Raw genomic sequence first — 25,559 nt, forward strand, 5'->3', positions numbered from 1 at the left:
CCGTGCGACTAGTGCAAGGATGGCATAAGTCGTTACAATCAGGCCATGACTTTAATCAACGCCTCTTTTCGCCACGCCGGCGCGCAGCAACTGGCCCAGTCGCTGCAGGCCGCGCGCCAGGATACTCTTTCCCTGTTCGACTGTTACGTCACGGCCGGACTGGACGTGGTGGCCGGCTTGCCCCGGCATCCGCGCCTCACGCCACCCTTGTGGCAACTCGCGCACATCGCCTGGTTTGCCGAGTGGTTCATCTTGCGCGAAGCCGCTTCCAGCCATCCGGCCGACGCCATTTATAACTCCCTGCTGACGCGCGGCGACGACTTGTTCGACGCCAACATGGTGGAGCATCGCGCGCGCTGGAAGCTGGAACTGCCCAGCCCGGGCGCCGTGAAAACGTATTGCCACGAAGTGCTCGACAGGGTATTGGATAAACTCTCGCGCGAAGCCAATGTCGACAGCGCCCTGGCGCCGTACCGGCTGGCGCTGGCGCATGAAGACTTGTGCGGCGAGGAAATGCTGGCCGGCTTGCAATGGATGGGGCTGGAAGCACCGGAATCCCTGTCGGCCAGCCCGGCCCTGCCGCCGGGTGCGGGCGAGATCGCTTTTCCTGGCGGCACCATTGAACTGGGCTCGCCGCGCGGCGCCGGGTTTGCCTTCGACAATGAATCGCCGTCCTACAGTTGCTACGTGGCGCCGTTTTCCATCGATGCCTGCGCAGTATCCAACGCCCAGTTTGCCGATTTTGTCGCCGATGGCGGCTACCAGAACCGCCAGTTCTGGAGCGCGGCCGGCAGCGCCTGGCTGATGCAGCAGGAGCGCTCGTCGCCCCTGTACTGGCTGCGCGAAGCAACGCAGTGGCGCACGATGCGTTTCGGCCAGCGCACGACCTTGCCGCCGAACGAAGCCGTGCGCCACATCAACCTGTATGAGGCGCAGGCGTATTGCGCCTGGGCGGGGCGCCGCCTGGCGACCGAGGCGGAATGGGAGTATGCTGCGCTGTCCGGCCATCCGCGTTTCCATTGGGGCCAGGTGTGGGAGTGGACGGCGACGCCGTTCGAGCCGTATCCGGGCTTTGCGGTGGATGCCTGGCGCGAATATTCCGCGCCATATTTCATGCAACACCAGGTGCTGCGCGGCGCCGCCTTCGCCACGCCGCCGCGGCTGCATTCGGCCCGCATGCGCGCCTTCCACGCGCCCGAACGGGGCGACATCTTTGCCGGCCTGCGCACCTGCGCCTGGTAGCGCGCCGAGAACAGACATCATTTCAGGATACCCTTGAGTACAGATAACGCCCCGCAGTTCATTCCCAAACGCATCACGCCCACGCCGGAGCAGGTCGCCATCCAGACGGCGCAAAAGAAAGTGGTGCTGATCGACGCCAATGCCGGCGCGGCCAAGACGACGACCCTGGCCCTGCGTCTGGCCGAAGCGCTGCACCGGGGCCGCGCGCCCGAGCGCATGCTGGCCCTCGTGTTCACGGAGGCGGCGCGCGTGGCCCTGCGCCAGCGCCTGCTGGAAGTGGGCGTGCCGCTGGGCGTCGTCAAGCGCCTGACCGTCGACACTTTCGATGCCTTTGCCGCCAAGGTGCTGCGGCAGCTGGAAAACATGCAGGTGGCATCCATGCGCAGCGATGAAGAGTTGCTCCCGGTAGCCTGGGAAGCGCTGGAAGTGGTATCGGAGAAATACGCTCACCGCTACCCGCTGGAAATCAATACGACGAACGGGGCGATCGCCGAATTCCTGAAACTGCAATTGCGCACCAAGGCGCGCCTGGATTTTCAAAATCCTGACTTCGAGAGCAATTCCCTGGACGACAATCTGGAAATGCTGGGCATGTCGCGCACGCATTATCTGTGGCTGCGCGAATATGAAGGCTTGCGTGGCGCCGACACGGGCGACATCCAGTTCCGCGCGCCATTCGACGCCACCTACGACCTCGTGCGCATGCTCGACGGCGACGAGCCGCTGCGCCAGCAATTGCCGGCCTTCCAGATCATCGTGGCCGATGAATTGCACGATCTGAACGAAGCGTCGTTCCGCCTGCTGACCATGCTGATACGCCGCGGTAATGCGTTTTTCTGCGGCGCCGGCGACAAGGATCAAGTCATCTATACGTGGTCGGGCGCCGACCACCGCTTCCTGCGCCAGCGCTTCGAGCAGGAATTCCCCACCTTGCAGCGCCTGCCGTTGACGGCGTCCTACCGTTACGGGCCGCAGCTGGCGCATGCCGTGGGCGTGCTGAAAAACAAGGCCAGCGTGTCGGCCCTGTCGCGCGCCACGCACATCGAAGTGCTGCAATACGAGCATATGCAGCCGCAGGCTTGCAGCGCCCAGCTGATCGCCGCGCTCGAACACGCGCATGCGGGCACGACGGCCATTTTGCTGCGTGACCGCGACCAGGCCATCCGCGTGGAAACGGCGCTGTTCCAGAGCGGCATCGCGTATGGCCTGGTGGACATGAACAGCTATCTGCTGAGCCTGGAAGTGCTGATGCTGCGCGGCATGGTGGCCATCGCCCGCAAGGATTTACATACGATCAAGAGCGGCCCGCGCCGCGGCGAGATCCTCGAAGCCCTGGTGGCGTTCGCGGAAATCCCGTTTACGCGCGGTGAGCTCCAGCAAGCCAAGGCCGATGTGGCCAACTATCCCGACTTGCTGGAGGGCTTCTTGACGAACCAGCTGGCCAAGTCGCAGAACCAGGACAAGGCGGCCCTGACTCTGGCCGCCGTCGATTACCTGCGCGCGCTGCCCCCCGACGCCCTGGCAGGCGACGCCCTGCAGCACATCTTTGGCCTGATGCAGCTGGAACAGACGGCGCGCCGCATCTACGTCGACCCGGCCCAGGCGCGGGTCGTCGCCCGTTCCCTGCACGGTTTTATTGCCGTGTGCCGCGAAGCGGGCGTGGCGCTGGGCGGCTTTGCCGGCTGGCTGGGCGAGATGGAAGAAGCCGTGACGGTCTCGACCGGCAAGGCCAAACTCGTCATCGCCTGCATCGACCAGATCAAGGGCCTCGAATACAACCACGTCATCTTGCCCTACCTGGCCGTCGATGAATTCCCGCGCAGCAAGACCGATCCGCTGGAAGAGGAAAACCGCTTCTATGTGGCCGCCACCCGCGCGCGCGACAGGCTCACCCTGCTGACGCCGGAAGACCCCGCCTATCAGAGCCGCTACATCGCCGCCCTGCAGCTCAAGCAGAAGATTATTGCGCCGAAGTCATAGATCTTTTGCTGTGCGGCTGCTTTTTGCGAAGGCGGAAACGGCGCATACTTTGTCGGACTGATCACAATCGATCTGAACTTACAAAGGAGGAACGACGCCTAACAAAACCGTAGCGAGCGGCGATGATTTGTGGCTAAGAAGCGCAACCGTGCTAGAGCACGGTGAGCATCGCAGGCCGCAAAGCGCGACGCGCAGCAGGTTTTGTTTGGCGTCCACGGCATGAAAGTGTTTTTGACAGGCGCAGCGGGTTTTATCGGTAGTTCCATCGCGGCGGGCCTCGTGCGCGCCGGCCATCAGGTGACGGGCCTCGTGCGCAAACCGGAACAGGTGGCCGAGCTGGCCAGCATCGGCGTGCACGGTATCGTCGGCACCTTGAACGACCGCGCATTGCTCATCGAGCAGGCGAAGGCGGCCGATGCCGTCATCAATGCGGCCAGCAGCGACCACCGCGCCGCCGTCGAAGCGATCCTCGAAGCGCTGGCCGGCACGAACAAAGTGTTCCTGCATACAAGCGGCTCGTCCATCGTGGGCGACGCGTCGGGCGGCGAGGGCACGGAACAGATCTATTACGAAGACAAGCTGCCGGCGCCGACGGCAGACAAGGCGGCCCGCGTCGCCATCGATGACCTGATACTGGCCAGCGCAAGCCAGGGCGTGCGCGCGAGCGTGCTGTGCAACACCCTGATCTACGGCCACGGCGCCTTGCCGCGCGACAGCGTGCAGCTGCCGCGCCTGCTGAAACAGGCGCGCAAGAGCGGCATCGTGCGTCACGTGGGGCCGGGCCGCAACATCTGGTCCAACGTGCATATCGACGATGTCGTCAGCCTGTATTTGCTGGCGCTGGAAAAGTCGCCGGCCGGCACGTTTTACTTTGTCGAGTCGGGCGAAGCAGCTTTCCATGACATGACGGCAGCCATCGCTCACGCGCTGGACTTCGGTCCCGCGCAGGATTGGCCGCTGCCCGAGGCGATAGCCGAATGGGGCTATGAGATGGCGTCCTACGGCCTTGGCTCCAACAGCCGCGTGCGCGGCGAGCGGGCGCGCAAGCTGCTGGGCTGGCAGCCGCAGGGCCCGTCCGTGCTGGCATGGATCAAGAACGACATGCTCCATCCGCCGCACGCCATCGCTGTTTGATGTAGCTCAGCAAAACCCCATCAGTGTGCGCTAGCGAACGGTGCTGTATGGCGATCGGGAGTATGATGGCTCTGCTTGGTTGAGACGCACGGCCGTGAAGTTGGCGGCATGTTCGATCTTCCAGCAGGTCAGCCGGTCGCCTCAAGGATCGGCACCAGATTTCTGTTCGCGTTGGCGCCCTGTGCCACGCGGCTGTGCACTGCAACTCCAGGTCGCGGTGTGTACTGCGAACCCCTTCAAGGCCGGCCTAGCCGGTCTTTTTTTTGCCTGTTGTTTCCGCCGCTGCGCCATTCACCGCCACCTGTCCGCCATTCGCCGAAGCGGTGTTTTCCCATCACCGAAATCCGCGTATCTTTACGATCAACCAACTTCAAGGGGTGACCGTGAAACCTGAACCAGCTTATTGCCGCCGTACCCAGCTGCTGTGGGGCGTGCTGCTGATCGCCATCGGTGCCATCATCCTGCTGGACCGGCTCGATGTGATCTATCTTCACGATTATTATTCACTATGGCATTATTGGCCGGTGATACTGGTCGTCTTCGGCTTGAACAAGCTGCTCACGCCCGTGTCCGCCAAACAGGTGCTGAGCGGCCTGTGGCTGATCTTTTTCGCCGCCTGGTGGTATGTGTCGTATGAAGAACTGTGGAACCTGAGTTTTTATAACAGCTGGCCCGCCTTGCTGATCGCCTGGGGCGTGGGTCTCGTGCTGGAGCCGCTGTTGAACAAACATTTTATTGCCTACCGGGAGTCCGAGCATGAAAAATAAACCGCCGCTGCACTCGCCATCGCAGATCGTGCTGGGCGTCATCGTCATCGGCCTGGGGCTGCTGTTCCTGCTCGATAACCTCGGTTTCATCAACGTGCGCTACACCTTCCGCTTCTGGCCCACGGCGCTGATCGTGTTTGGTCTGCTGAAACTGTCGCAAAGCCGCAGCGCGAACGGCTATCTGGTGGGCGGCATGCTGGTGTTGCTGGGCGTGGCCTGGACCCTCAAGCACATGGGCATCTTCTACATGAACTGGGACTTGCTGTGGCCCTTGCTGATCATCGGCCTGGGTGTGGCCGTGGTGTCGAAGTCCCTGCCCGGCGCGCAGCAGCGGCAGCGCCGCCGTCGCTTTGCCGCGCAGCAGGACGGTACCGCCGCGCCTGACTCGTTCGGCCAGGCCAGGAATGGCGCCGTGTCGCTCGACAAGGATGCCACTGCGGCGCCCGGCGCCAGCGGGCAGGCGGACGATGACAGCATTATCGAAGTGACGGCCATCCTCGGCGGCTATGTGCGGCGCGTGTCGTCGCAGCGCTTCAAGGGCGGCGATATCAATGTCATCATGGCCGGCTGCGAAATCGACTTGCGTCAGGCGTCGATCGAAGGCGAAGCCGTGCTCAACGTATTTGCCCTGTGCGGCGGCGTCACCATCAAGATTCCGCCCGACTGGAGCGTCGTGCTGCAGGGCACGCCCATCCTCGGCGGCTTCGAAGAAAAGACCATCGTGCCGCCGAACCAGGCGAAGCGCCTGTACGTGACGGGCTACGCCATCATGGGCGGCCTGGAAATCCGCAACTAGGCGCGCATGTCGGGGCCCCTGTCGAAGCGGCGCGGCGCCGTGGTGGTTTTCCTGGTCTGCATCGCGCTGGGCCTGGCCCTGGCCTTTATCCTGGCCAAGGTGGCCCACGCGCCCTGGCTCAATGCCGTCGTGCTGGTGGTGCCCGCCACGCTCGTGTATGCGATCGGTTCGGGCTTTTCCGCGTTTTACCTGTGCCGCGCCTACCCCTTGCATGCGCGCCATCCGCTCGCCATCGCCGGCGTGATGGGCGTGGCGGCCCTGTTCGCGGGCTTGTTGTGGGCCACCTTGCTGCAATTTTTGAACAGCGTCAGCCTGTTGCTGGAGCTGCGCTGGCTGGGCGTGAACTTGACGCAATCGCTGCTGGCCCTGTTCTTCGGCCTGGGCGTGCTGCTGTATTGCCTGGCTGCCGCCGTGCATTATCTGTTGCTGGAATTCGTGCGCGCCAGGATGGCCGAGCAGCGGGGACTGGAAGCGCAACTGACGGCGCAGGAAGCGCAATTGCGCATGCTGCGCACCCAGATCGATCCGCATTTCCTGTTCAACAGCCTGAACTCCATCAGTGCCTTGACGTCTATCAATGCGGCGGGCGCGCGCCAGATGACGGTGCAGTTGGCCAGCTTCTTTCGCCAAAGCCTGAGCCTGGAAGCGCACAAGCACATCACCGTGGAACAGGAACTGGTGCTGATCCGCCATTTCCTGGCCATCGAGCAAGTGCGCTTCGGCGAACGCCTGCAAGTGGCGGAAGCCATCGACGCCGCCGCGCTGGCGTGTCTGCTGCCACCCATGCTGATACAGCCGCTGGTGGAAAATGCCGTCAAGCATGGTATCTGCGGCTTGACGGAGGGCGGCCTGATCGCCATCGAGGCCAGGCGCATGGGCAGCCTGCTGCAGATCGCCGTGCGCAACCCGGTTGACGCGGATCAAGGGCTAGAGCGCGGCAATGGGGTTGGCCTGGAGAATGTGCGCCAGCGCCTGGCCGGTGCGTATGGCCACGAGGCCAGCGTGCACTGGGGCCGGCGCGATGGCCATTTCGAGGTGATGATTTCCATGCCGGCGCAGACCGGCGACACGGAGGAAGCATGATGCAGGCAAGAATGCGGGTGGCCATCGTCGATGATGAATTGCTGGCGCGCAGCGTGTTGCGCGAATACCTGGCGCGCCATGACGATATCGACATCGTCGCCGAGTGCGCCAACGGCTTCGAAGCCGTCAAGGCCATCGCGGACCTGGAACCGGAACTGGTGTTTCTCGACATCCAGATGCCGCGCCTGGACGGTTTTGAAGTGGCGGAGCTGATCGGCGCGAAGACAAAGCTGATCTTTGTCACGGCCTACGACCAGTACGCCTTGAAGGCGTTCGAATGCCATGCCCTGGACTATCTGCTGAAGCCGTTCAGCGAACAGCGCTTCGACCAGGCGCTGGCCCATGCGCGCGCCAACCGCAGCACGCCCGAGACCGTGCTGACGCTGGCGCGCGAGGCGGCCACTCGGGCCGCGCCATTGGACCGCGTGCTGATACGCGACGGCGCCAAGGTCCACGTGATCGCCAGCGCGCGCATCGACTACATCGAGGCGCAGGATGACTACATCAGCATCCGTTCCGAAGGCAAATCCTACCTGAAAAGCCAGCGGCTGTCGGAGCTGGAAACCCAGCTCGATCCCGCCAAGTTCCTGCGCGTGCACAGGTCGTACCTGCTCAATATCGACGGTATCCGCCGCATCGAGGCGGCCACCAAGGACAGCCATGTGGCCATCCTGCGCGACGATACGAGGATACCCGTGAGCAAGGCGGGCTACCAAAAGCTCAAGTTACTGGTTGGCTAGCTGTACATCCCACCACCTCGGCAAGAGTTGCCGGATTTCCGGCCGTGAAAAACGGTCGTCGATCAGGTAGACGACCCCCTTGTCCGACTGCGTGCGGATCACCCGGCCGGCCGCTTGCACCACCTTTTGCATGCCGGGGTACAGATATGTATAGTCGTAGCCGGCGCCAAAGATGTCGCCCATGCGCTGGCGGATCTGTTCGTTGACGGGATTGATCTGCGGCAAACCGAGGGTGGCGATGAAGGCGCCGATCAGGCGCGCGCCCGGCAAGTCGATGCCTTCGCCGAAGGCACCGCCGAGCACGGCAAAGCCGATGCCGCGCGTATCCAGGCCGAAGCGGCCCAGAAATTGCGCACGCGCCCCGTCATCCATGCGGCGCGGCTGCTGCCAGATGGGCACGTCCGGGTAATGCTGGGCGAATAGTTGGGCCGTCTTTTCCATGTAATCAAAACTGCTGAAGAAGGCCAGGTAGTTGCCCGGCGTTTCCGCGTATTGCTTCGCCATCAGCTGGGCGATGGGCAGCAGCGAGGCGGCGCGGTGCTGGTAGCGCGTGGAAATGGTGTCGGCCACGCGCACGGACAGTTGTTCCGCCTGGAACGGCGATTCCACGTCGACCCAGGCCGTGTCGGCTGGCATGCCCAAGGTGTCGCTGTAGTAATTCCATGGACTCAGGGTGGCGGAAAACAGGGCCGTGCTGTGGCTGGCCGCGAAGCGCTCCTTGAGAAACGGTGCGGGAACGATATTGCGGATGCAGACGGTGGAGCCAGCAGTGGGGCCCGTGTCCGTCTTGCTGACGTCGAACAGCGAATGCTCGCCAAAGCTCTCTGCCAGGCGGTTGATCAGCAGCACGTCGAAATAAAAGCGCTGCAAATCCTCGTCCAGCGCCGCCGCGTGGTCGGCCAAGTAGTCGCCGATGGCCGTGGCCACGCCTTGCAGGGCGCCAAAGAATTTCTCCGGCAAGGCCGCATGCACGTGGTAGTCGCCATCCTGCTCCTTCAACAAGGCCGTCCACTGGCGCGAGAGGCGGTCCAGCGGCTTCTTCAGTCCCTCGGGCGCGAACTTGCGCAGCATTTTCAGGTCGATCTGCGCCAGCTCGGCCGAATACATGCTGCGCGCGCGCGACACCATATTGTGGGCTTCGTCGACCAGCACATTGACTTTCCAGTCGTGGGCCAAAGTCATGCCGTACAGCATGGCGCTGAGGTCGAAGTAATAATTGTAGTCGCCGATGACGACGTCGCTCCAGCGCGCCAGCTCCATGCCCAGGTAGTAGGGGCAAATACCCTGCTGCAAGGCGATGGCGCGCACGGCTTCCTTGTCGAGGATCAAGCCGCTGGCCAGCGCGACCTCGCGCGCCAGCGGCAAGCGGTCGTAAAAACCTTTTGCCAGCGGACATGATTCGCCGTGACAGGCTTTGTCCGGATGTTCGCAGGCGCTGCTCTTGGCGCTCAGCTCCAGCACGCGCAGGGGCAGCAGGGGCGCGCTATCTTTCAGGATGGCGCAGGCGTCGAGCGCCATTTGCCGCCCCGGCACCTTGGCGGCCAGGAAAAACAGTTTATCCAGGCCATGCGCGGCCGTTGCCTTCAACATGGGAAACAGGCTGCCCACCGTCTTGCCGATACCGGTCGGCGCCTGCGCCAGCAAGCCGCAGCCACGGCTGCTGGCCTTGTACATGGCCTCGGCCAGCTGGCGCTGGCCCGGGCGAAAGTCCGCATGGGGAAACGCCATGCTGGTCAGCTGCGCGTCGCGGCTGGCGCGGTGTGCCATTTCCTGCTCGGCCCAGTCGAGGAAGAGGGCGCAATGCTGTTCGAAGAACAGACGCAGCGCCTCGGCCGTGCATTCCTCGTGCATGATGGTTTCCTTCTGGCTCACGATATCGAAATACACGAGCGCCACGCGCAGCATGGGCAGGTTCAGTTGCTGGCACAGCAGATGGCCGTAGATGCGCGCCTGCGCCCAGTGCAGCTGGCGGTGGTTGGCCGGCATCTTGTCGAGCTCGCCCCGGTAGGTCTTGATTTCTTCCAGCTGGCGGCGCGCCGGGTCGTAGCCATCGGCGCGGCCCCGCACGTGCAGGGGGCCGAAGTCGCCGGACAGGCTGATTTCGCGCTGGTAATCGTCGTCGCGCCGGCTCGTCACGGTGGCGTGGCCGGCCATGCCTTCCTGCGCCGTGGGCGAGGGTGTGAAACGCAAGTCCAGGTCGCCCACCTTGGCCGTGAATTCGCACAGGGCGCGCACGGCGATCGTGTACCTCCTGGCGCTCATGCGGCCACCTGCCATTGCAGGTAGCACACGCTGACGGGCATGGCGTGCTCGGCGCAATACGCGATCCAGCGCAGCTGGTTGTCTTGCAGGCGGTCGCCCGGACCCTTGACTTCGATCATGCGGTAGCGCTGTTCGGCCGGCCAGAACTGGATCAGGTCGGGAAAGCCGCTGCGGTTGCTTTTGATGTCGAGCAAGATGCGCTCGAATGCCTTCTTCAGATGCGCTGCCGGAATGCAGGCCAGCGCCAGGTCCAGCAAGCCGTCGTCCAGCACGTCCCAACTGACGAAGGGCGAGACGATGCCGTGCTTGGCGGCAAGCGTGGCGCGGATGGTGGCCTGGTAACTGCCGTCGTCCAGCTGCGCCAGGCAGGCGGCAAAGTCACTGCTGCGGCGCAGGTAAAAATCGGCGCTGTGCAAGTCGGCCGGGCCACGGTGGAACGGGTGGAAGAAGGCGCCCGGCATGGCCTTGAAAATGGCGGGCCAGCACAGCAGGCCGAACAGTGAGTTGATCAGGGTGTTTTCCACGTAATACACGGGCGCGCCGTCCTGCATCAGGTGTTGCTGCACCACTCCTTCCACGTAGCACGCTTGTTCCGGGTAGGGCAGCCGCAGGTCGATGCGCTCCACGGCTGCTGCTGCGTTGGCCGCCTGCTTCGCATGGCCCAGCTTGCGCCGCAAACGGGGGACCATGCGCAGCAGCAATTGCTGTTCCGCCTCGCTTTCCGGCGCGGCCAGGGCGATCAGCAGGCGTTCGTAGGCCGCTTGCGGCTGTTCATCTTTTTCCAGGACGCGGATGGCGCGGCCACGCGCGCCCGGGTAGCGGCAATCGGCATAAGCGCGGTAGGCGGCCGGCCAGTCCTGGCATTTCTCCAGGTGCTGGGCTATCTGGAAGCGCAGCTTGTCGCGGCGGCTGGCCAGCCAGGTATTGTCTTCGGGTAATGGCAGCGCAGCCAGTTCCTGCAGCACCTCGTCGGCTGGCGCGCTGTCGTTGTAGCGCTCGCGGCACTGGTGCAGCACTTCATAGTGCTCGATATCCTGGCGCGTGCGAAAGCCCCTCGACTGTGGCGAGAATTCCACTTTTTCATATTGATACACACCGAGGTCGGACAGCACGAATTCCGACCAATCTTGGTGATAGTTGCCAAAGTAAATCAGGCGCAGGCGGTCGCACAGCGTTTGAAGTCCGATGCGGTACAGCACGTCGGTGCAGGCCGGATGCCAGGCGGAGAACGGTTGACTTTCCGCATGCAGTACGCGCAAGGCGTCCAGTTGTTCCGCCTTGCGCGCCGCCTTCAGGGGCGCGTCGAGGCGGAAGGCCTGGGCGATTTCCGCTTTCAGCAGCAAGTCGAACAGTTCATCGAGCGCAATGACGGGATCGGCCTCGACCCAGCCGGTGGCCAGCAAAGGCAGGGCGGCCGCGCGCGTATCGCCGATTTCCGGGTAATTGAGCTTGCTGGCGCGAAAGAGACAGCCCTTGCGCATGACGAGGCGCACGAACAGGGCGCGCGACGGCTGCGGCAGTGCGCCGAACGCGGCGATGAACTGCGTTTCTTCAGCACTCAGCAGATCGGCGTAGCGCGCGCTGATCCAGTTCAGCACGTCCTGGAAATTATCCAGATAGTACAGGGGATTTTCCAGGACTCTCAACATGGGGATGGCAATAGGGCAAGATGCAAGGTGATCGGTTTTACTGTGTTTATATACAGTTTAAACCTTCAGCCGCCGCTTGCCCAGCGATTTTATGTTCAGTCAGCCCCGCTGTAGGCAAAACAGCTGTCGAACTTTTCGTAGGGAATCAGTTCGGCGCGCAGGCTGGCCAGTTCGATATCGGTCAGCAAGCCCCGGTGCGTTTCCGTGCGCCCCTTCGGCAGCGCCACCTCGTAATCGATGATGTCCCTGGCCAGCAGCGTTTGCAGCACCTCGGCTTGCCGCGCCGTCAGGTAGCGCGCGTGGGTGCCCAGGGTTTTTGCCAGTTGATCCTTGAATTCCTCGTCGCCGACGTCGTTGTACGTATCCTGGTCGGCCATGCTGTTCAACAACATGTGAAACAGGAAGTCCTGCAGGTTCTTCGCCAGGTACTGGGCTTCATTCTGGTCGTGCCATAGCAGCACGATGGGCATCTCGCCATCGTGCTGGCCAGACGCGAAAAAGCAGTAGTGGTCGCCCGCGCCCGTTTGCGCGAACGGGATGAACTGGAAGGCGGGATCGATCTGCCGGTAATCGTCCGCGTCCAGCAAGCTTTCCACTTCCGCGGCAACGGCCTGGATATTGAGCAACTCAAAATCGTCCGCATGCAGCAGCAGGGTGGGGCGGTCCGTCAACGTGGGATAGACCAGCTTGTACCAGTCGGGGCCATATTCACCCACGGCCAGCATGCCGTCGCTTTCCAGCTGCCGGTACAGTGAAGGGTAGGTGAAGCCGTGTTGCTGTTCAATTTCTGACAGTGTCATGTTTGCCCTGTTAAACGTGAGTCATGGGGCAATGATAGCCGAGGCGATGGCGCGCACGGTTTACGCCATGGCGTGAACGCCTGTCATAATTAATAAACATTTTAGTTTACTTATGTGGCGTGCTCACGTAGTCTTGCCAGACAATATCCATCGAGCCCGCATGAAAAACATCATCCTGATTTCCGCCGCCTGTTTGCTGGCGCTGCTGTCGACCATCGGCGCCTCGCTGCCGTATCCGATCCTGCCGCCCCTGTTTGCGGCCGAAGCGCCGAATGCCTTCAATAATTTTCTCGGCTTGCCGTCCAAATTGCTGTTCGGCCTGGCGCTGACCATCAACCCGCTGGGATTGCTGATCGGTTCGGCCTTGCTGGGACCGCTTTCCGACCGCTATGGCCGCCGCCCCTTGCTGATGCGCACGGCCGTGGGCGCCGCCATCGGCCATGCCATCACGGCCTGGGCGCTGGTGATCCAGTCCTACCCGCTGTTCATCGTCGCCCGTTTCATCACGGGTTTGCTGGAGGGAAACGGCGCCGTGGCGCGCGCCATGCTGGCCGACCAGTTGACGGGACCGCTGCGCTTGCGCGCCATGTCGTGGCTGAACGGCGCGTTTTACCTGGGCTGGCTGGTGGGCCCGATCCTGGCGGGGGCGACCTTGCATTGGGGCGTGACGGTGCCGTTCTGGATCGCCGCCGCCGCCCTGATGCTCGTCGCCGTGCTGGTGGCCGTGGGCTTGCCGCGCGAAACGCCGTCGTTGCTGACGACGTCGTGGTGGCAAGTGGCGCGCGACCGTCATTCGCTGAACCTGCTGCGCCATGAGGAGCTGCGCACCCTGTTCATCGTGCAGCTGGCGCTGACGTGCGGCGTGGCCAGCTTCTACGAGTTTTATCCGCTGTGGCTGGTCGAGACGGCGAATTACCATGCACAGGAGATTGCCTGGGTGAATGTGGGCCTGTGCGGCACGATGACGGTCACGTCCTTGCTGGCGGGCGGGCCCAGCCGCCATGCGCCGCTGCTGCGGGCCAGCTGGTATGCCTGCGGTGTGGCGCTGGCCGTAGGAATCTTAGCACTGGGTAATATCTGGGTGGGCATCGCTGCCATCGTGCTGTTCGGCATTCCGAATGCCTTGTACAACACGGTGATCCAGGGCTGGTGCGCCGAACGCTTCAGCGCGCACGGGCAGGGCGCCGTGATGGGCTTGCTGGCCACCACCTTTTGCATCGCCAACATCGTCGTGGCCCTCAGCGGCTCCGTGCTGACCCTGATCGACACGCGGCTGATCCTCGTCGCGGGCGCCTTGTCCGCCGCCTGGGCCGCGTGGCGCATGGCGGCCTGGCGCCGCCAGCTGGCCGGCGTGGGCGACACGCAAGCCGTGGCATGAGCGCGAGCATGAATACGTCGGAGCAGATCCTGTTCCTGCTGAAGATGCGCGGGCCGCAGACGGCGCAGCAGCTGGCGGCCTTGCTCGATATCACGTCCATGGGCGCGCGGCGCCAGCTGGAAGCGGCGCTGGAACGTGGCCTGGTGGCTTTCGAGGACGTGGCCGACAAGGTGGGGCGCCCGTCGCGGCGCTGGACGCTGACGCGGGAGGGCCATGCGCGCTTTCCTGACCGCCATGCCGACCTGACCCTGGAATTGATAGCGCAGGTGAAAACCCTGTTCGGCGACGAGGGCCTGGATAAACTGATCGGCGCGCGCGAGCGCAGCAGCGAAGCCGCTTACGGCAAGCTGGTCGACCCGCAGCTTGCGCTGGCGCAACGAGTGGACAGCCTGGCGCGGGCGCGCGATGGCGAGGGGTACATGGCCCATGCGGAACCGCAGGACGATGGCAGTGTCTTGCTGGTGGAAAACCATTGTCCGATTTGCGCGGCCGCCACGGCATGCCAGAATTTCTGCCGCTCGGAGCTGGCCATCTTTCAACGGGTACTGGGGGGCGATTGCACGGTGGAGCGCAGCGAATATCTGCTGGAGGGGGGGAGGCGCTGCGTGTACCGGATCATACCCATCGGGGTCTGAGGAGTCAGGCCCCCGATAGTTGTAGGTCGGGTTAGCGCTGCGCGCATAACCCGACATCACCATTGGCGCCAACAATGCGTCGGATTAGCGCGGCCTTGCCGCGCTAATCCGACCTACATCACTTACTTTTTGGCAGCCTTCGGCTTGGCGGCAGGCGCTGCCTTTTCAGCCGCGGCGGTGGCGCCGCTCGTCGCCTTTTCCGTTGCCTGCGCCACTTGCGCGCTGGCCTTGGCGATCTGCTCTTCCACGGTTTTCACGGCCTGTTTCGTGGCCTTGGTCACCTGCTCGTAGCCGAGGAAGGCGTTGTCGATGGCGGCCTTGACGATGGCGACAGCATTTTCCGAACCTGGCGGCACGTTTTTCGTGACGTCGTAGATCAGGGCGCTCAGATTGCTTTTCGCTTCAGCCACGTGGGCTTCGGCGGCCGTGGTGAATTCCGTGTGGATTTCCTTGATGATGTCGTCGAGTTGCTGTTTATACGCTTTTGCGCCGGCCACGCCCGGTTGCAGCTGGGCAGCGGCGGCGGCCATGGCGGCCTTCGGATCCTTGGCCTGGCTGATTTCCTTGCTGGCGGCAAGGCCATCCTCGATGCCGGACTTGGCGGTGGCCATGTTCAGCGCCAATACCTGTTCCACGCCTTGCACGGCCTTGGAGGTGAGGGTGTTGAAGGTCATCAGCTGGAATTCAAACAGGGCCTTGGTGGCCGATGCGAATTGTTCGGGATTCGTAAACATGTGGTCTCCTCGGTTTGAATAGATACGTTCTTATCGTTCCATACTCTTTCGACGCCGCAATGCCATCGCTTGATCTCAAGCCGGTGCCCCGTGTGGTCATGGCCCCATTATTTAACAAGCGCCGGTTTTTCGCAACGGCTATCTTTGTACGGTCCCGAGGCCAGTTCCCAGCCAAATCCCAGGGTCGATTGAGCGCACGACAGGGTGCCGTCGATCTTGCTGCGCCATTTGTACCAGGGGGCAGGGCCGGCCGAGGCCCACGCGCAGGCGGCCAGCAGGGCCGTGGCGATCAGGTATTTCATAGTTGCTCCGAAAGAAAAGCCTGCCGGCATTGTAGCGCGCCTGCCGTTCAGGGAGCGGGCGATTGCGGCGCCGTGGCGGGCAGTTGCAGGGTGAAGGTGGTGCCGCTGCCGGCACCGGTGTTGCTGGTGGCGTCGATATGGCCGCCCAGCACACCCGTGACGATGTTGTGCGCCACATGCAGGCCCAGGCCAGAGCCGCCGGAACCGAGCTTGGTGGTGAAGAAGGGGTCGTAGACGTGCGCCAGGTCGTCGGCGGCGATGCCCACGCCCGTGTCGGCGATGGACAGGGTGATCGTCTGCCCATCGTCGCTGCCGCGCGCCGTGATGGCGATGTTGCCGCCGCTGCGGCCCTCGAAGGCATGGCGCAGGCAATTTTCCAGCAGGTTGCTCAACACCTGGCCCAGCGGGCCCGGATAGCTGTCCATGGCCAGGCCGTCCGGCACGTCCTGCGTCAGGCTCAGGCCGGCGGCCTTGAGCGGCGTGGACATGGGCAGCATCAGTTCGGCGACGAACTGGCGCAGCAGGAAGTGGCGGCGCTGCGAACTGGCGCGGTCGACGGCGATCTGCTTGAAGCTCGAGACCAGGTCGGCGGCGCGCTGCAGGTTGCGCAGCATGATGGCGTCCGCCTCGCTGGCCTGGGTCAGGTAGGCGCCCAGTTCGGAGCGGCGCAAGCCGTCGAGGAAGCTGGCCTGGATTTCGCGCGTGCGTTCGGCCATGGTGGTGGCCACCACCAGGCCGTTGCCGATCGGCGTATTGAGTTCATGCGCGATGCCGGCCACCAGCGCGCCGAGCGCGGCCAGCTTGTCGCGGCGCACCAGTTCTTCCTGCGTGATGGACAGGTTTTCCAGCGCGGCGGCCAATTCGAGGTTCGTTTGCTCCGAGTGTTCCTTGGCCTGCGTCAAGGCCGCCGTGCGTTCGGCCACCAGCTCTTCCAGGTGGGCGCGGTGGCGCTGCAGCTCGCGTTCGTGGCGCATGCGGCCGATGGCGATGCCGGCCAGGTCGGTCGCCGTGTCGATCAGTTCCAGGTCGCGCGCGTCGGGCTGGCGCACTTCGCGGTAGTACATGGCGAAGGAGCCGAGCACGGCGCCATCCTGGCCGAAGATGGGGCGCGACCAGCAGGCGCGCAGGCCGAACGGCGCGGCCAGCTCGCGGTAGGGCGCCCACAGCGGATCGCGCATGATGTCGGTGACCACCACCGGTTCGCGCAGGAACATGGCGGTGCCGCATGAGCCCACGCCAGGGCCGATGGCCACGCCTTCGAGCAGGGCCATGTACTCGGGCGGCAGGCTGGGACCGGCCGCGCTATGCATATGGATGCCGTCATCGTCGAGCAGCATGATGGAGCAGAGCACGCCGCGCGACTGGCCTTCGATCAGCAGCAGCAACTGGTTCAGGGTGGGGATCAGGGGCGCACCCTTGGCGACCATTTCCAGCAGGGTGCTCTGGCCCGCGCGCATGGCTTCGGCCAGGTTGCGTTCGGTCAAGTCGATGATGCGCGCATGCACGAGCTGGCGGCCCGGCACGGACAGGCGCATCAAGCGGATTTCGCAGGCGATCGGGTGGCTGTCGCGGTGGCAGCAGCTGGCGCGGAAGACGACGATCTTGCCTTGCAAGGTATCGCGGATCTTTTCTTCCAGCAATTGCGGCGAGGCGCTGCCATCGCTCTGATGCCTGGGGAACAGGGGCTCCATGCCGCCTTGCAGCAGCTCGGCCAGCGGCATGCCGAACAGTTCTTCGGCCAGGTGGTTGGCGTCGATCAGCAGGCGGTTGTCGATATCGAACAGCAGCACTGCGTCGGGCGAACCGGCCAGGATGGAGTGGTAATTGACTTCCAGCGTTTGCGGATGCAGGGGGCGCGGTGGCGTGGCGGGAGCGGCGAAGGGGCGGGCGGCTGGCGCCTCGGCCTTGTGCAGCGCCAGTTCCATGAGGATTTTTTCCGCCACGTCGCGCGCATTGAAGGGCATCTTGATGTAGTCGCTGGCGCCGGCGCCCACGCTGCGGCCCTGTTCCTCGGCGCTGGGAGTGGCCGACATCAGCAGCAGGGGCACGCCGTGGCGTCCGCCCGCATTGCGCAGGCGCATGCAGGTGGCGCCGATATTTGTGCCCGCCAGCGCCGCGTCGAGCAGGATCAGGTCCGTGCCGCCGGCCGCCAGTTCCACGCCTTCGTCGATATCGCCCGCCAGTCCCGTGCCCAGGTTATGCCGGTCCAGCACATACAGCAGTTCGCGCACATCATTCGGCGAATTGCTGACCAGCAGCACATTGGCCCGGTCGGTGATGGAGGAAATCAACTGGTTCATGGTGTCGCGCCCTTACGCGGTTCATGGGCCTAGTATTACATCAAGGCAAGTAGGAGTAAACGATAATTCTTGATGACCAAAAGCAATCTGTTCAAGCCGCTTTTTGCGCTGCCGGTGCCGCTTCCAGGGCCGCGCGCGCCTGTTCGATGCGCGGGTAATTATCCTCGATCCAGTCGACCAGCACGGCCAGGCGCTCGGCCGCCTCGCGTCCCAGCGGCGTCAGGCTGTATTCCACCTTGGGCGGTATCACCAGATACGCCTGGCGCAGCACGAAACCGTCGCCCGCCAGCGCTTCCAGGGTTTGCGCCAGCATTTTTTCGCTCACACCGCCCACTTCGCGGCGCAGTTCGCTGAAGCGCCGCGTGCCGCTCAGTAGCAGTACCAGCACCAGCACGGCCCAGCGGCTGGTCAGGTGGCTGAGCACGGCGCGCGACGGGCAGGCGGCCGCCAGCAGGTGCGCCCCCTGGTTTTGGCGGGCGAGGGCGGTGCGCAGGCTGGCGCCGGGAGTGTCTGTGGACATGATAGTTGGACCTGTAAATGTAGATTTCATTCATACTTACCAAAAGGTACGTACTTACAATAAGTAAGCAATAGTCCTATTATAGGGTTTTACCACCCACGTACCAAGGAGAAATCATGATCGTCATCACCGGCGCCACAGGCAATCTGGGACAGCTCGTCATCGCCAGCCTGCTCACATCCATCCCCGCAGCCAATATCATCGCCGCCGTGCGCAACCCGGCCAAGGCCGCCGGCCTGGCCGCCCAGGGCGTGCAAGTGCGCCAGGCCGATTACAACGATGGCGCCAGCCTCGATGCGGCATTCAAGGGCGCAACGAAGATCCTGCTGATTTCGTCGAGCGAAGTGGGCCAGCGCGCGCAGCAGCACCAGAACGTCATCGATGCGGCCAAGCGGGCCGGCGTGGCCTTGCTGGCCTACACCAGCGTCTTGCGCGCCGACACGTCGCCGCTGGGCCTGGCCGCCGAGCACGTCATTACGGAAGCGGCCATCCGCGCGTCCGGCCTGCCGTACACTTTCCTGCGCAACGGCTGGTACCTGGAAAACCATACGGAGCACCTGGCGCCCGTGCTCGAGCATGGCGTCGTGCTCGGTGCGGCGCAAAACGGCCGCTTCTCGTCCGCCGCGCGCCTTGACTACGCGGCGGCGGCCGCCGCCGTGCTGACGGCGCCCCAGCCGCAAGCCATCTATGAACTGGCTGGCGACGACGGCTTTACCCTGGCCGAGTACGCGGCCGAAGTGGCGCGCCAGTCGGGCAAGGCGATTGCGTACAAGGATATGCCGCAAGCGGACTTCAAGGCGGCGCTGGTGAGCGTGGGTGTACCGGAAGGTTTTGCCGACCTGCTGGCCGACTCCGATGCGGGCGCGGCCAAGGGCGGCCTGGAAGACAATGGCAAGCAATTGAGCGCGCTGATTGGCCGTCCGACGACGAGCCTGTTTGACGCCGTGAAGGCGGCACTGGCCAAATAAGGGAAAGGGCCGCGCGGCAGCGCGGCATCTTGAAATGAAAAAAGCCGCAAACTCGTGAAAGTTTGCGGCTTTTTTGCGAATTAGGTAATGGTGCCCACGAAGGGACTCGAACCCCTACACCCGAAGGCACATGGACCTGAACCATGCGCGTCTACCAATTCCGCCACGTGGGCACTGATGCTGCTTGTTGCTATATCTTACTACTGTACTGCGGACTACAACGACAACAACTCGTTGCTGGTGGTGCCCACGAAGGGACTCGAACCCCTACACCCGAAGGCACATGGACCTGAACCATGCGCGTCTACCAATTCCGCCACGTGGGCATTGTGCTGCTTGTTACTACTATCTGCTACTTTACTGCGGATCACAACAATCGACAACTTGTTGCTGGTGGTGCCCACGAAGGGACTCGAACCCCTACACCCGAAGGCACATGGACCTGAACCATGCGCGTCTACCAATTCCGCCACGTGGGCATTGTGCTGCTTGTTACTACTATCTGCTACTTTACTGCGGATCACAACAATCGACAACTTGTTGCTGGTGGTGCCCACGAAGGGACTCGAACCCCTACACCCGAAGGCACATGGACCTGAACCATGCGCGTCTACCAATTCCGCCACGTGGGCATTGTTACTGCTTGCTGCTTGTCGCTGCATGTTCTGCAGCGAGGACAAAATCATAAGGGCTGGCGTGCATTCGGTCAATCAACATTTTGCACTTTTCTTCAAGAAACACCCTTTTCACCTGAAAAAAGCCATTTCCCTATGAAAGGCAAGATGAATCTGCCTGTTTTTTTAGCAAAAACAGGCATTTGGCGCTTATTGCGGCAGGGTGATGGTTTGCGTGCCGATCTGCAGCAAGCGTCCGCCAGGCACTGTCTGCAGGGAGGTTGGCACCGATTTGCAGCCGATGTCGAGCACGATCAGGAACTCCGCCGCCATGGCCGGGGTGGTCTTGACGTAGGCGGCGTGCTGCTGGCTTGCCTCCTTGGGCGGATTGGGGGCGCTAAAGCTGGACAATTGTTCCTCGTCTGGCCGTAATGATTGCAGGCAAAGCGAAGCCGTGCCATTTTCTATGCTGGCCCGGCCATTCGGATACAGGTATAGAGTGTTGAGCGCATGCATGTTCCATTCGAAAGTGCGGGGCGTTGCGGAGTTCAGCTTGTCGAGCACCACCACCACGTCGTTCGAGCGCGAATACCATATTTGGCGCTTGGCCAGGCTCAAGTCGTTGCTGTAGGCGGCACTGGCATCGCCTTCCACGTAGTCGAGGTCCGTGTCGTGCATGAATGCCGTGATCTTGCCGTTTTTGTAGCGCATCTCGTAGTGGCCGGCGATGAATTGGCCTTTCCCTCCATCAAAGGTGATGGCGTTGTGGGCGCGCGACTGGCGGTACCAGCTTTGCGACAGCGGCGATGCGTAGTAGTCCTGGTAGCCGGCTTCGATCAGCAGTGGCTTGCCGCCGCTGTTGATGACCAGGCTGTTTTGATCCCCGTGGCTGTGGTTGAAGGCGCCGAACGGACTCGATTTGAAGTAGACGGAAGTGCGGGCGGCGTTGCTCATGTCGCTGTGCATGGCTGCCCAGCCAATGCTGGGAAAGAGCATGGCGTTGGGCGGTGCTTCGGGCGCGACCGTGTCGGCAGGCAGTGGGTAGGGCGCCTGCAGCAGGGTGATGGGATTTTCCTGCGCGCCCGGCTGGCTGCTGTACCAGGCGGCCGCTGGCGTGGCTTGCCGTGCCACATACGCCTTCAGGGGTGCCGGGTCCGGCTTGCTTTCGTGGACATCGCCGAAGACGTGGCGTGGGGCGTTCGGTGGGATGAACTGCATGAAATAGCTGGAAAATCCCGCTGCCCACGGTTTGTTGAACAGGTTGACGCCGGTGGCTTCGGCCAGCGGCTGCCATAGTTGCAACTGTATATCGGTGGTGTACTGGCCATACGCCGAGCCGTTGGCAAAGCCGCCTTCCGGGCCGCTCCAGACGTGGACGATATGCATATACGAGCGTACGGCAAAGTCGAACCAGGCTTGCGCTTCCGGCCTGGCGTCGAGCAGCAGGGTCGAGGCGGCGGCAAGATAGCCCAGTGCCTCGACGCCGTGCGAGTCCATGGGGGACTGGTCCAGGCGTCCGCCGGCGATGGACAGGTCCGCGTAAATGGGCGTCAGCCGCTGCGCGGCGACCGACAGCCAGTGCGCGCGGCGGGGCGCATCCAGATCCAGCCACAGGAAGTCGGCACCCTTGGCAAGTACCAGGGCAATCATGCGCGCCACCTGGTCCTGCGCTTTATAACTGGTGGGGCCATCCGGGCTCAGGGCGGCCAGCTGGTCGCCGCGCAGTATGGCTTCATCCAGATACCTGCGTTCCTGTGTCAGGCGAAATAGCAAGGCGGCCGCTTCCATTTGCCGGATCACGGCGCCGGCGGCATTGGCGATGCGGTTGTACTGGCCGCCATCGTTGGGCGTGGTCCACATGCCATCGTTGACGCTGGCCACGGCCGTGGTATTCAGATTGACTTCGCTGACGAGGCGGTTCAGGAAGGGGCGCCGCTTGCTCTCCATGGCGGCATCCCAGGCGCTCGCTTGCGCGAAGGAGGCTGGCAACTGGCGCGGGCGCGGGTGGGCCCGCACGGTCGCCGCCATATCGGACGATTCGGGAACGACAAAATTGCGTGAATTGCTGTCGATGGTAAACGGACGCTTGTCGGACCAGTCGCGGGACGTGGAAAGCGGGCTGACGCGCCATTCATACTCGCCGGGCGGCAGTGCGCTCGATGGCAGCAGGAAATTGCGCGAGACGGTGTGGCTGCTCGCGGTGCCGCCAACCGGCAAAATCTCCACGACATATTGCGCCGGATAGCTGGCATGGCGCGGCCAGGCAAAGGAAGGCGGATTTTGCACCTGCAATTTCACTTGTTCCGGTGCCGGTTTGACGATTTCAGGGCTGCTGGAGCGGGTGCTTACCCAGTCCGCCGCCTGGCTGGCGCCAGCGCCGAGGCTTAATGCCATGAAGCTGTTGAAAAGAATCCGTTGGTGTTTGCCTGGCCTGCATGTCATGACTTCTCTCCGTAATGCTGTTGCCAGTCACGCGCGATGCGTGACATGGGGAGATGTCAATATACTATTGAATGGAGTAAAAATGTTCTTTTTTGACAATTGCCCGGGCGGGTTGGTGCCGTGCTGCGGAAATGAAAAAAGCCGCAAACTCGTGAAAGTTTGCGGCTTTTTTGCGAATTAGGTAATGGTGCCCACGAAGGGACTCGAACCCCTACACCCGAAGGCACATGGACCTGAACCATGCGCGTCTACCAATTCCGCCACGTGGGCACTGATGCTGCTCTATTACTTGTCGCAAAATAACTTCGCAACAATTCTGCTATTATAACGGCTTGAAGAGTTTTGCGCCAGATGAGCTTTCGCTCCATACTGCACATCAACCCTGTACCGCTTTCCTGCAACTGCATTCCCGTGAAGGTTTGTCGCTGCAAGAGACCGAGATTATAGAGCAATATTTGCCGAAGTCAAATGCATTGCGCAGCTTTTCTCCTTTTTTTCATCGGCGGGGCACTTGTTCGGTTTCCGCTACGCTGTCCGTTAGGCAAACCAAGGCGTCCTCCGGTACACTACCGGACATCACCGTGTCAATATTGACGGTGATGTCATCGGTCTTTGTCTTCCGTTTGATCACTGTCAATAACAACTATAGAAATACTTTTGAGCCAAAATACCCACACCATCCCCAGCCGGGAGGACATTCTCGGCATATTCCGCAGCGTCAACGCGCCTCTCGACCCGCAGTCTCTCGGGAAAACGCTGCAAGTGCATGCCGATTCCATGGATGTCCTGGTCCGTCGCCTGAAGGCGATGGAGCGCGACGGCCAGCTCAAGTCTGACGCCAGCGGTGTTTTCAGCCTGGCCGACCAGAGCGCGCTTGTCGCCGGTCGCGTTACCAGCCACCGCGATGGCTTCGGCTTTGTCATTCCCGACGACGCCAGCGCCGACCTGTTCCTGCCTGAGAAAGAAATGCAGAAAGTACTGCATGGCGACAAGGTCATGGCCCGCATCGTCGGCACGGACCGCCGCGGCCGCCCGGAAGGCACGATCGTGGAAGTCACCTACCGTGCCAATACCCACGTCATCGGCCGCCTGATCCAGGAAAACGGTACCTGGGTCGTGGCGCCGGAAGACCAGCGCATCGGCCAGGACATCCTGGTGACCGGTTCGGTGGGCAAGGCGAAGGCCGGCCAGATCGTCAGCGTCGAGCTGACCGAGCAACCGATGCGCTTCAAGCAGCCGGTCGGCAAGATCGTCGAAGTGCTCGGTGCCCTCGATGATCCCGGCATGGAAATCGAGATTGCCGTGCGTAAATTCAACGTGCCGCACGTCTTTTCCGCCGCCGCCCTCAAGCAGGCTGAAAAACTGCCCTTCGAAGTGCGCGCCGCCGACCTGAAAGACCGTGTCGACCTGCGCGACGTGCCTTTGGTCACCATCGATGGCGAGGACGCACGCGATTTCGACGATGCCGTGTATTGCGAACCCGTCAAGATTGGCCGCGCCAACTGCTTCCGCCTGATCGTGGCGATTGCCGACGTCAGCCATTACGTGAAGCCGAACGACGCGCTCGATGCCGATGCGCTCGAACGCAGCACGTCCGTCTACTTCCCGCGCCGCGTGATCCCGATGCTGCCGGAAAAACTGTCGAATGGCCTTTGTTCGCTGAACCCGGCCGTCGACCGTTTGACCCTCGTCTGCGACGCCGTCGTCAGCGACAAGGGCGAGCTGAAGGCTTACCAGTTCTACCCGGCCGTCATCCATTCGGCCGCGCGCCTCACGTATGACGAAGTCGCCGCCGTGCTGGGCAACACCAAGGGACCCGAAGCGGCACGCCGCGCGGACATCCTGCCGCACCTGCAAAACCTGGAAGCCGTCTACCGCGCCTTGCTGAAGGCACGCACGGAGCGGGGCGCCATCGACTTCGAGACGACGGAAACGTATATCGTCTGCAATAGCGCCGGCAAGATCGAAAAGATCATCCCGCGCACGCGCAACGAAGCGCACAAGATCATCGAAGAGTGCATGCTGGCGGCCAACGTCTGCGCGGCGGATCTGTTGCTGCGCAACAAGCATCCCGGCACCTACCGCATCCACGCCAGCCCGACCAAGGAAAAGCTCACGCAAGTGCGCACCTTCCTCAAGCAGGTGGGCCTGAACCTGACGGGCGGCGACACGCCATCGGCATCCGATTACCAGACCCTGATGCAGCAGATCAAGGCGCGTCCCGACGCGGCCCTGCTGCAAACGATGCTGCTGCGCTCGATGCAGCAAGCCGTCTACAGCCCGGACAATATCGGCCACTTCGGCCTGGCGTACGAGGCATATGCCCACTTCACCAGCCCGATCCGCCGCTATCCCGACCTGCTGACGCACCGCGCCATCAAGGCCATTTTGCAAGGCAAGAAATACGAGCCGAAGCTGTCCGAGAAGACCGTGCTGAACACGAACGTGTCGAACGCCACGCGCAAGCAGCAAGCGAAGGACAAGGCCGATGGCAAGCCGAAGAAGACGGACCTGACGATCTGGGACGCGCTGGGCGTGCATTGCTCGGCCAACGAGCGCCGCGCCGACGAAGCGTCGCGCGACGTGGAAGCCTGGCTGAAGTGCTACTTCATGCAAGACAAATTGGGTGAAGAGTTCACCGGCACCATCACCGGCGTGACCACCTTCGGCGTCTTCGTACAATTGGACACCCTGTTTGTCGAAGGCCTGGTGCACGTCACCGAGCTGGGCACCGACTACTTCCAGTACGACGATGCGCGCCATGAATTGCGCGGCGAACGCACGGGCAAGCGCTACCAGCTGACCGACCGTCTGACGGTGCAAGTGGCGCGTGTCGACCTGGAAACGCGCAAGATCGACCTGCGTTTGGTTACCGATGCGGAACTGGCGGGCGAAGATGCGCCAGCCAAGCCGAACGGCGCCGGCAAGCGCAAGGGCGAAAAGAAATCCATGGTCAAGCCCGGTCCTGCGACCGAGCAGCGCCATGAGATCAAGGCCAGCGTCAACAACGGCGGCAAGGCCGGCAAGGGTTCCGGCGGCCGTTCCAATGGCGCCAAGGCGCAAGCCAAGCCTGCAGCCAAGGCAGCGCTGAAGGAAGCCCCCAAGGCCGCCGAACCTAAGCGCAGCAAGAAACCAGCCGCGGCACCCGCTGCGGCGGCACCACGTGCAGCAAAAACTGTATCAAAATCAAGCAAGAACAAGCGATAAAAGAAA

19 protein-coding genes and 5 tRNA genes are annotated in these 25,559 nt (G+C 62.8%); 11 read left to right on the plus strand and 13 right to left on the minus strand.

The genetic code is table 11. From position 1 onward, the window contains the following. The first annotated feature begins 45 nt into the window (after positions 1-45). The 7 genes from senA to BLT98_RS18405 all read left to right on the plus strand — a co-directional run bounded on the left by senA (position 46) and on the right by BLT98_RS18405 (position 7,742). Positions 46-1,242 (plus strand): selenoneine synthase SenA, encoded by a 1,197-nt coding sequence (senA, locus tag BLT98_RS18375; protein ID WP_244517566.1) that lies wholly within the window; start codon positions 46-48, stop codon positions 1,240-1,242. A 33-nt stretch (positions 1,243-1,275) separates the two neighbouring features. Beyond that, positions 1,276-3,222, plus strand: coding sequence for a UvrD-helicase domain-containing protein (locus tag BLT98_RS18380; protein WP_092610230.1), 1,947 nt, complete (start codon positions 1,276-1,278; stop codon positions 3,220-3,222). Positions 3,223-3,441: 219 nt separating this feature from the next. Further along, positions 3,442-4,356, plus strand: coding sequence for an NAD-dependent epimerase/dehydratase family protein (locus BLT98_RS18385; RefSeq protein ID WP_092610233.1), 915 nt, complete (start codon positions 3,442-3,444; stop codon positions 4,354-4,356). A gap of 383 nt (positions 4,357-4,739) precedes the next feature. Continuing rightward, on the plus strand, positions 4,740-5,123 hold the full coding sequence (locus tag BLT98_RS18390; protein ID WP_070254145.1) for a LiaF transmembrane domain-containing protein: 384 nt from the start codon (positions 4,740-4,742) through the stop codon (positions 5,121-5,123). After that, a complete protein-coding gene (locus tag BLT98_RS18395; protein WP_092610236.1) occupies positions 5,113-5,919 on the plus strand; it encodes a LiaI-LiaF-like domain-containing protein in 807 nt (268 codons plus the stop codon). Before BLT98_RS18390 ends, BLT98_RS18395 begins: the two co-directional genes overlap by 11 nt. A 6-nt stretch (positions 5,920-5,925) precedes the next feature. After that, entirely contained in the window at positions 5,926-7,002 is a 1,077-nt protein-coding gene (locus BLT98_RS18400) for a sensor histidine kinase (RefSeq protein ID WP_092610239.1), read from the plus strand. A gap of 11 nt (positions 7,003-7,013) precedes the next feature. Next, the gene (locus BLT98_RS18405; RefSeq protein ID WP_092610242.1) at positions 7,014-7,742 is read left to right on the plus strand and encodes a LytR/AlgR family response regulator transcription factor; all 729 of its coding nucleotides are present in this window, start codon (positions 7,014-7,016) and stop codon (positions 7,740-7,742) included. Here BLT98_RS18405 and BLT98_RS18410 read toward each other — a convergent pair. The 3 genes from BLT98_RS18410 to BLT98_RS18420 all read right to left on the minus strand — a co-directional run bounded on the left by BLT98_RS18410 (position 7,728) and on the right by BLT98_RS18420 (position 12,453). Next, on the minus strand, positions 7,728-10,004 hold the full coding sequence (locus BLT98_RS18410; RefSeq protein WP_092610246.1) for an ATP-dependent DNA helicase: 2,277 nt from the start codon (positions 10,002-10,004) through the stop codon (positions 7,728-7,730). The genes BLT98_RS18405 and BLT98_RS18410 overlap by 15 nt on opposite strands. Beyond that, positions 10,001-11,653 carry a VRR-NUC domain-containing protein gene (locus BLT98_RS18415; RefSeq protein WP_092610249.1) on the minus strand — a complete coding sequence of 551 codons (1,653 nt, stop codon included), beginning with the start codon at positions 11,651-11,653 and terminating at the stop codon, positions 10,001-10,003. The genes BLT98_RS18410 and BLT98_RS18415 overlap by 4 nt, the downstream gene beginning before the upstream one ends. A gap of 95 nt (positions 11,654-11,748) precedes the next feature. Then, the gene (locus BLT98_RS18420) at positions 11,749-12,453 is read right to left on the minus strand and encodes an SMI1/KNR4 family protein (protein ID WP_092610252.1); all 705 of its coding nucleotides are present in this window, start codon (positions 12,451-12,453) and stop codon (positions 11,749-11,751) included. A gap of 160 nt (positions 12,454-12,613) precedes the next feature. Here BLT98_RS18420 and BLT98_RS18425 point away from each other — a divergent pair, with 160 nt between their 5' ends. Together BLT98_RS18425 and BLT98_RS18430 are read left to right on the plus strand one after the other, a co-directional pair. Beyond that, entirely contained in the window at positions 12,614-13,831 is a 1,218-nt protein-coding gene (locus tag BLT98_RS18425; RefSeq protein WP_034778162.1) for an MFS transporter, read from the plus strand. A gap of 8 nt (positions 13,832-13,839) precedes the next feature. After that, a complete protein-coding gene (locus tag BLT98_RS18430; protein WP_070254134.1) occupies positions 13,840-14,466 on the plus strand; it encodes a helix-turn-helix transcriptional regulator in 627 nt (208 codons plus the stop codon). Between the two features lie 122 nt (positions 14,467-14,588). Here BLT98_RS18430 and phaP read toward each other — a convergent pair whose 3' ends face one another. The 4 genes from phaP to BLT98_RS18450 all read right to left on the minus strand — a co-directional run bounded on the left by phaP (position 14,589) and on the right by BLT98_RS18450 (position 18,322). Further along, a complete protein-coding gene (gene phaP / locus BLT98_RS18435) occupies positions 14,589-15,200 on the minus strand; it encodes a TIGR01841 family phasin (protein WP_034778166.1) in 612 nt (203 codons plus the stop codon). 107 nt (positions 15,201-15,307) lie between these two features. Beyond that, entirely contained in the window at positions 15,308-15,502 is a 195-nt protein-coding gene (locus tag BLT98_RS18440; protein ID WP_034778169.1) for a hypothetical protein, read from the minus strand. 47 nt (positions 15,503-15,549) lie between these two features. Next, positions 15,550-17,802 carry an ATP-binding protein gene (locus BLT98_RS18445; protein ID WP_034778171.1) on the minus strand — a complete coding sequence of 751 codons (2,253 nt, stop codon included), beginning with the start codon at positions 17,800-17,802 and terminating at the stop codon, positions 15,550-15,552. A 91-nt stretch (positions 17,803-17,893) separates the two neighbouring features. Beyond that, positions 17,894-18,322, minus strand: a complete 429-nt coding sequence (locus BLT98_RS18450) for a winged helix-turn-helix transcriptional regulator (RefSeq protein WP_034778174.1) — start codon at positions 18,320-18,322, stop codon at positions 17,894-17,896. 116 nt (positions 18,323-18,438) lie between these two features. Here BLT98_RS18450 and BLT98_RS18455 point away from each other — a divergent pair, with 116 nt between their 5' ends. Next, positions 18,439-19,290, plus strand: coding sequence for an SDR family oxidoreductase (locus tag BLT98_RS18455; RefSeq protein ID WP_092610255.1), 852 nt, complete (start codon positions 18,439-18,441; stop codon positions 19,288-19,290). Between the two features lie 88 nt (positions 19,291-19,378). Here the strand turns inward: BLT98_RS18455 and BLT98_RS18460 are convergent. From BLT98_RS18460 to BLT98_RS18485, 6 genes are all read right to left on the minus strand, one after another. After that, positions 19,379-19,463, minus strand: a tRNA-Leu gene (locus BLT98_RS18460). A gap of 68 nt (positions 19,464-19,531) precedes the next feature. Next, a tRNA-Leu gene (locus BLT98_RS18465) sits at positions 19,532-19,616 on the minus strand. Positions 19,617-19,684: 68 nt separating this feature from the next. Further along, a tRNA-Leu gene (locus BLT98_RS18470) sits at positions 19,685-19,769 on the minus strand. Between the two features lie 68 nt (positions 19,770-19,837). Beyond that, positions 19,838-19,922: transfer RNA gene (locus BLT98_RS18475), tRNA-Leu, on the minus strand. 192 nt (positions 19,923-20,114) lie between these two features. Next, positions 20,115-22,298: a heparinase II/III domain-containing protein gene (locus BLT98_RS18480; protein WP_092610258.1), complete on the minus strand. Its 2,184-nt coding sequence runs from the start codon at positions 22,296-22,298 to the stop codon at positions 20,115-20,117. A gap of 233 nt (positions 22,299-22,531) precedes the next feature. Beyond that, a tRNA-Leu gene (locus BLT98_RS18485) sits at positions 22,532-22,616 on the minus strand. 387 nt (positions 22,617-23,003) lie between these two features. Here BLT98_RS18485 and rnr point away from each other — a divergent pair. Continuing rightward, complete coding sequence (rnr, locus tag BLT98_RS18490) at positions 23,004-25,553, plus strand: ribonuclease R (protein WP_034784001.1); 2,550 nt, start codon at positions 23,004-23,006, stop codon at positions 25,551-25,553. Positions 25,554-25,559: the final 6 nt, after the last annotated feature.

Origin of the sequence: Janthinobacterium sp. YR213, from assembly GCF_900099875.1 — a bacterium.
Taxonomy (GTDB): Bacteria; Pseudomonadota; Gammaproteobacteria; order Burkholderiales; family Burkholderiaceae_D; genus Janthinobacterium; species Janthinobacterium lividum.

Coding starts and splice junctions, on each gene's coding strand:
- senA (WP_244517566.1), top strand. CDS start 46: ATGACTTTAATCAACGCCTCTTTTCGCCACGCCGGCGCGCAGCAACTG.
- BLT98_RS18385 (WP_092610233.1), top strand. CDS start 3,442: ATGAAAGTGTTTTTGACAGGCGCAGCGGGTTTTATCGGTAGTTCCATC.
- BLT98_RS18395 (WP_092610236.1), top strand. CDS start 5,113: ATGAAAAATAAACCGCCGCTGCACTCGCCATCGCAGATCGTGCTGGGC.
- BLT98_RS18400 (WP_092610239.1), top strand. CDS start 5,926: ATGTCGGGGCCCCTGTCGAAGCGGCGCGGCGCCGTGGTGGTTTTCCTG.
- BLT98_RS18405 (WP_092610242.1), top strand. CDS start 7,014: ATGCGGGTGGCCATCGTCGATGATGAATTGCTGGCGCGCAGCGTGTTG.
- BLT98_RS18410 (WP_092610246.1), bottom strand. CDS start 10,004: ATGAGCGCCAGGAGGTACACGATCGCCGTGCGCGCCCTGTGCGAATTC.
- BLT98_RS18415 (WP_092610249.1), bottom strand. CDS start 11,653: ATGTTGAGAGTCCTGGAAAATCCCCTGTACTATCTGGATAATTTCCAG.
- BLT98_RS18420 (WP_092610252.1), bottom strand. CDS start 12,453: ATGACACTGTCAGAAATTGAACAGCAACACGGCTTCACCTACCCTTCA.
- BLT98_RS18425 (WP_034778162.1), top strand. CDS start 12,614: ATGAAAAACATCATCCTGATTTCCGCCGCCTGTTTGCTGGCGCTGCTG.
- BLT98_RS18430 (WP_070254134.1), top strand. CDS start 13,840: ATGAATACGTCGGAGCAGATCCTGTTCCTGCTGAAGATGCGCGGGCCG.
- phaP (WP_034778166.1), bottom strand. CDS start 15,200: ATGTTTACGAATCCCGAACAATTCGCATCGGCCACCAAGGCCCTGTTT.
- BLT98_RS18440 (WP_034778169.1), bottom strand. CDS start 15,502: ATGAAATACCTGATCGCCACGGCCCTGCTGGCCGCCTGCGCGTGGGCC.
- BLT98_RS18445 (WP_034778171.1), bottom strand. CDS start 17,802: ATGAACCAGTTGATTTCCTCCATCACCGACCGGGCCAATGTGCTGCTG.
- BLT98_RS18450 (WP_034778174.1), bottom strand. CDS start 18,322: ATGTCCACAGACACTCCCGGCGCCAGCCTGCGCACCGCCCTCGCCCGC.
- BLT98_RS18455 (WP_092610255.1), top strand. CDS start 18,439: ATGATCGTCATCACCGGCGCCACAGGCAATCTGGGACAGCTCGTCATC.
- BLT98_RS18480 (WP_092610258.1), bottom strand. CDS start 22,298: ATGGCATTAAGCCTCGGCGCTGGCGCCAGCCAGGCGGCGGACTGGGTA.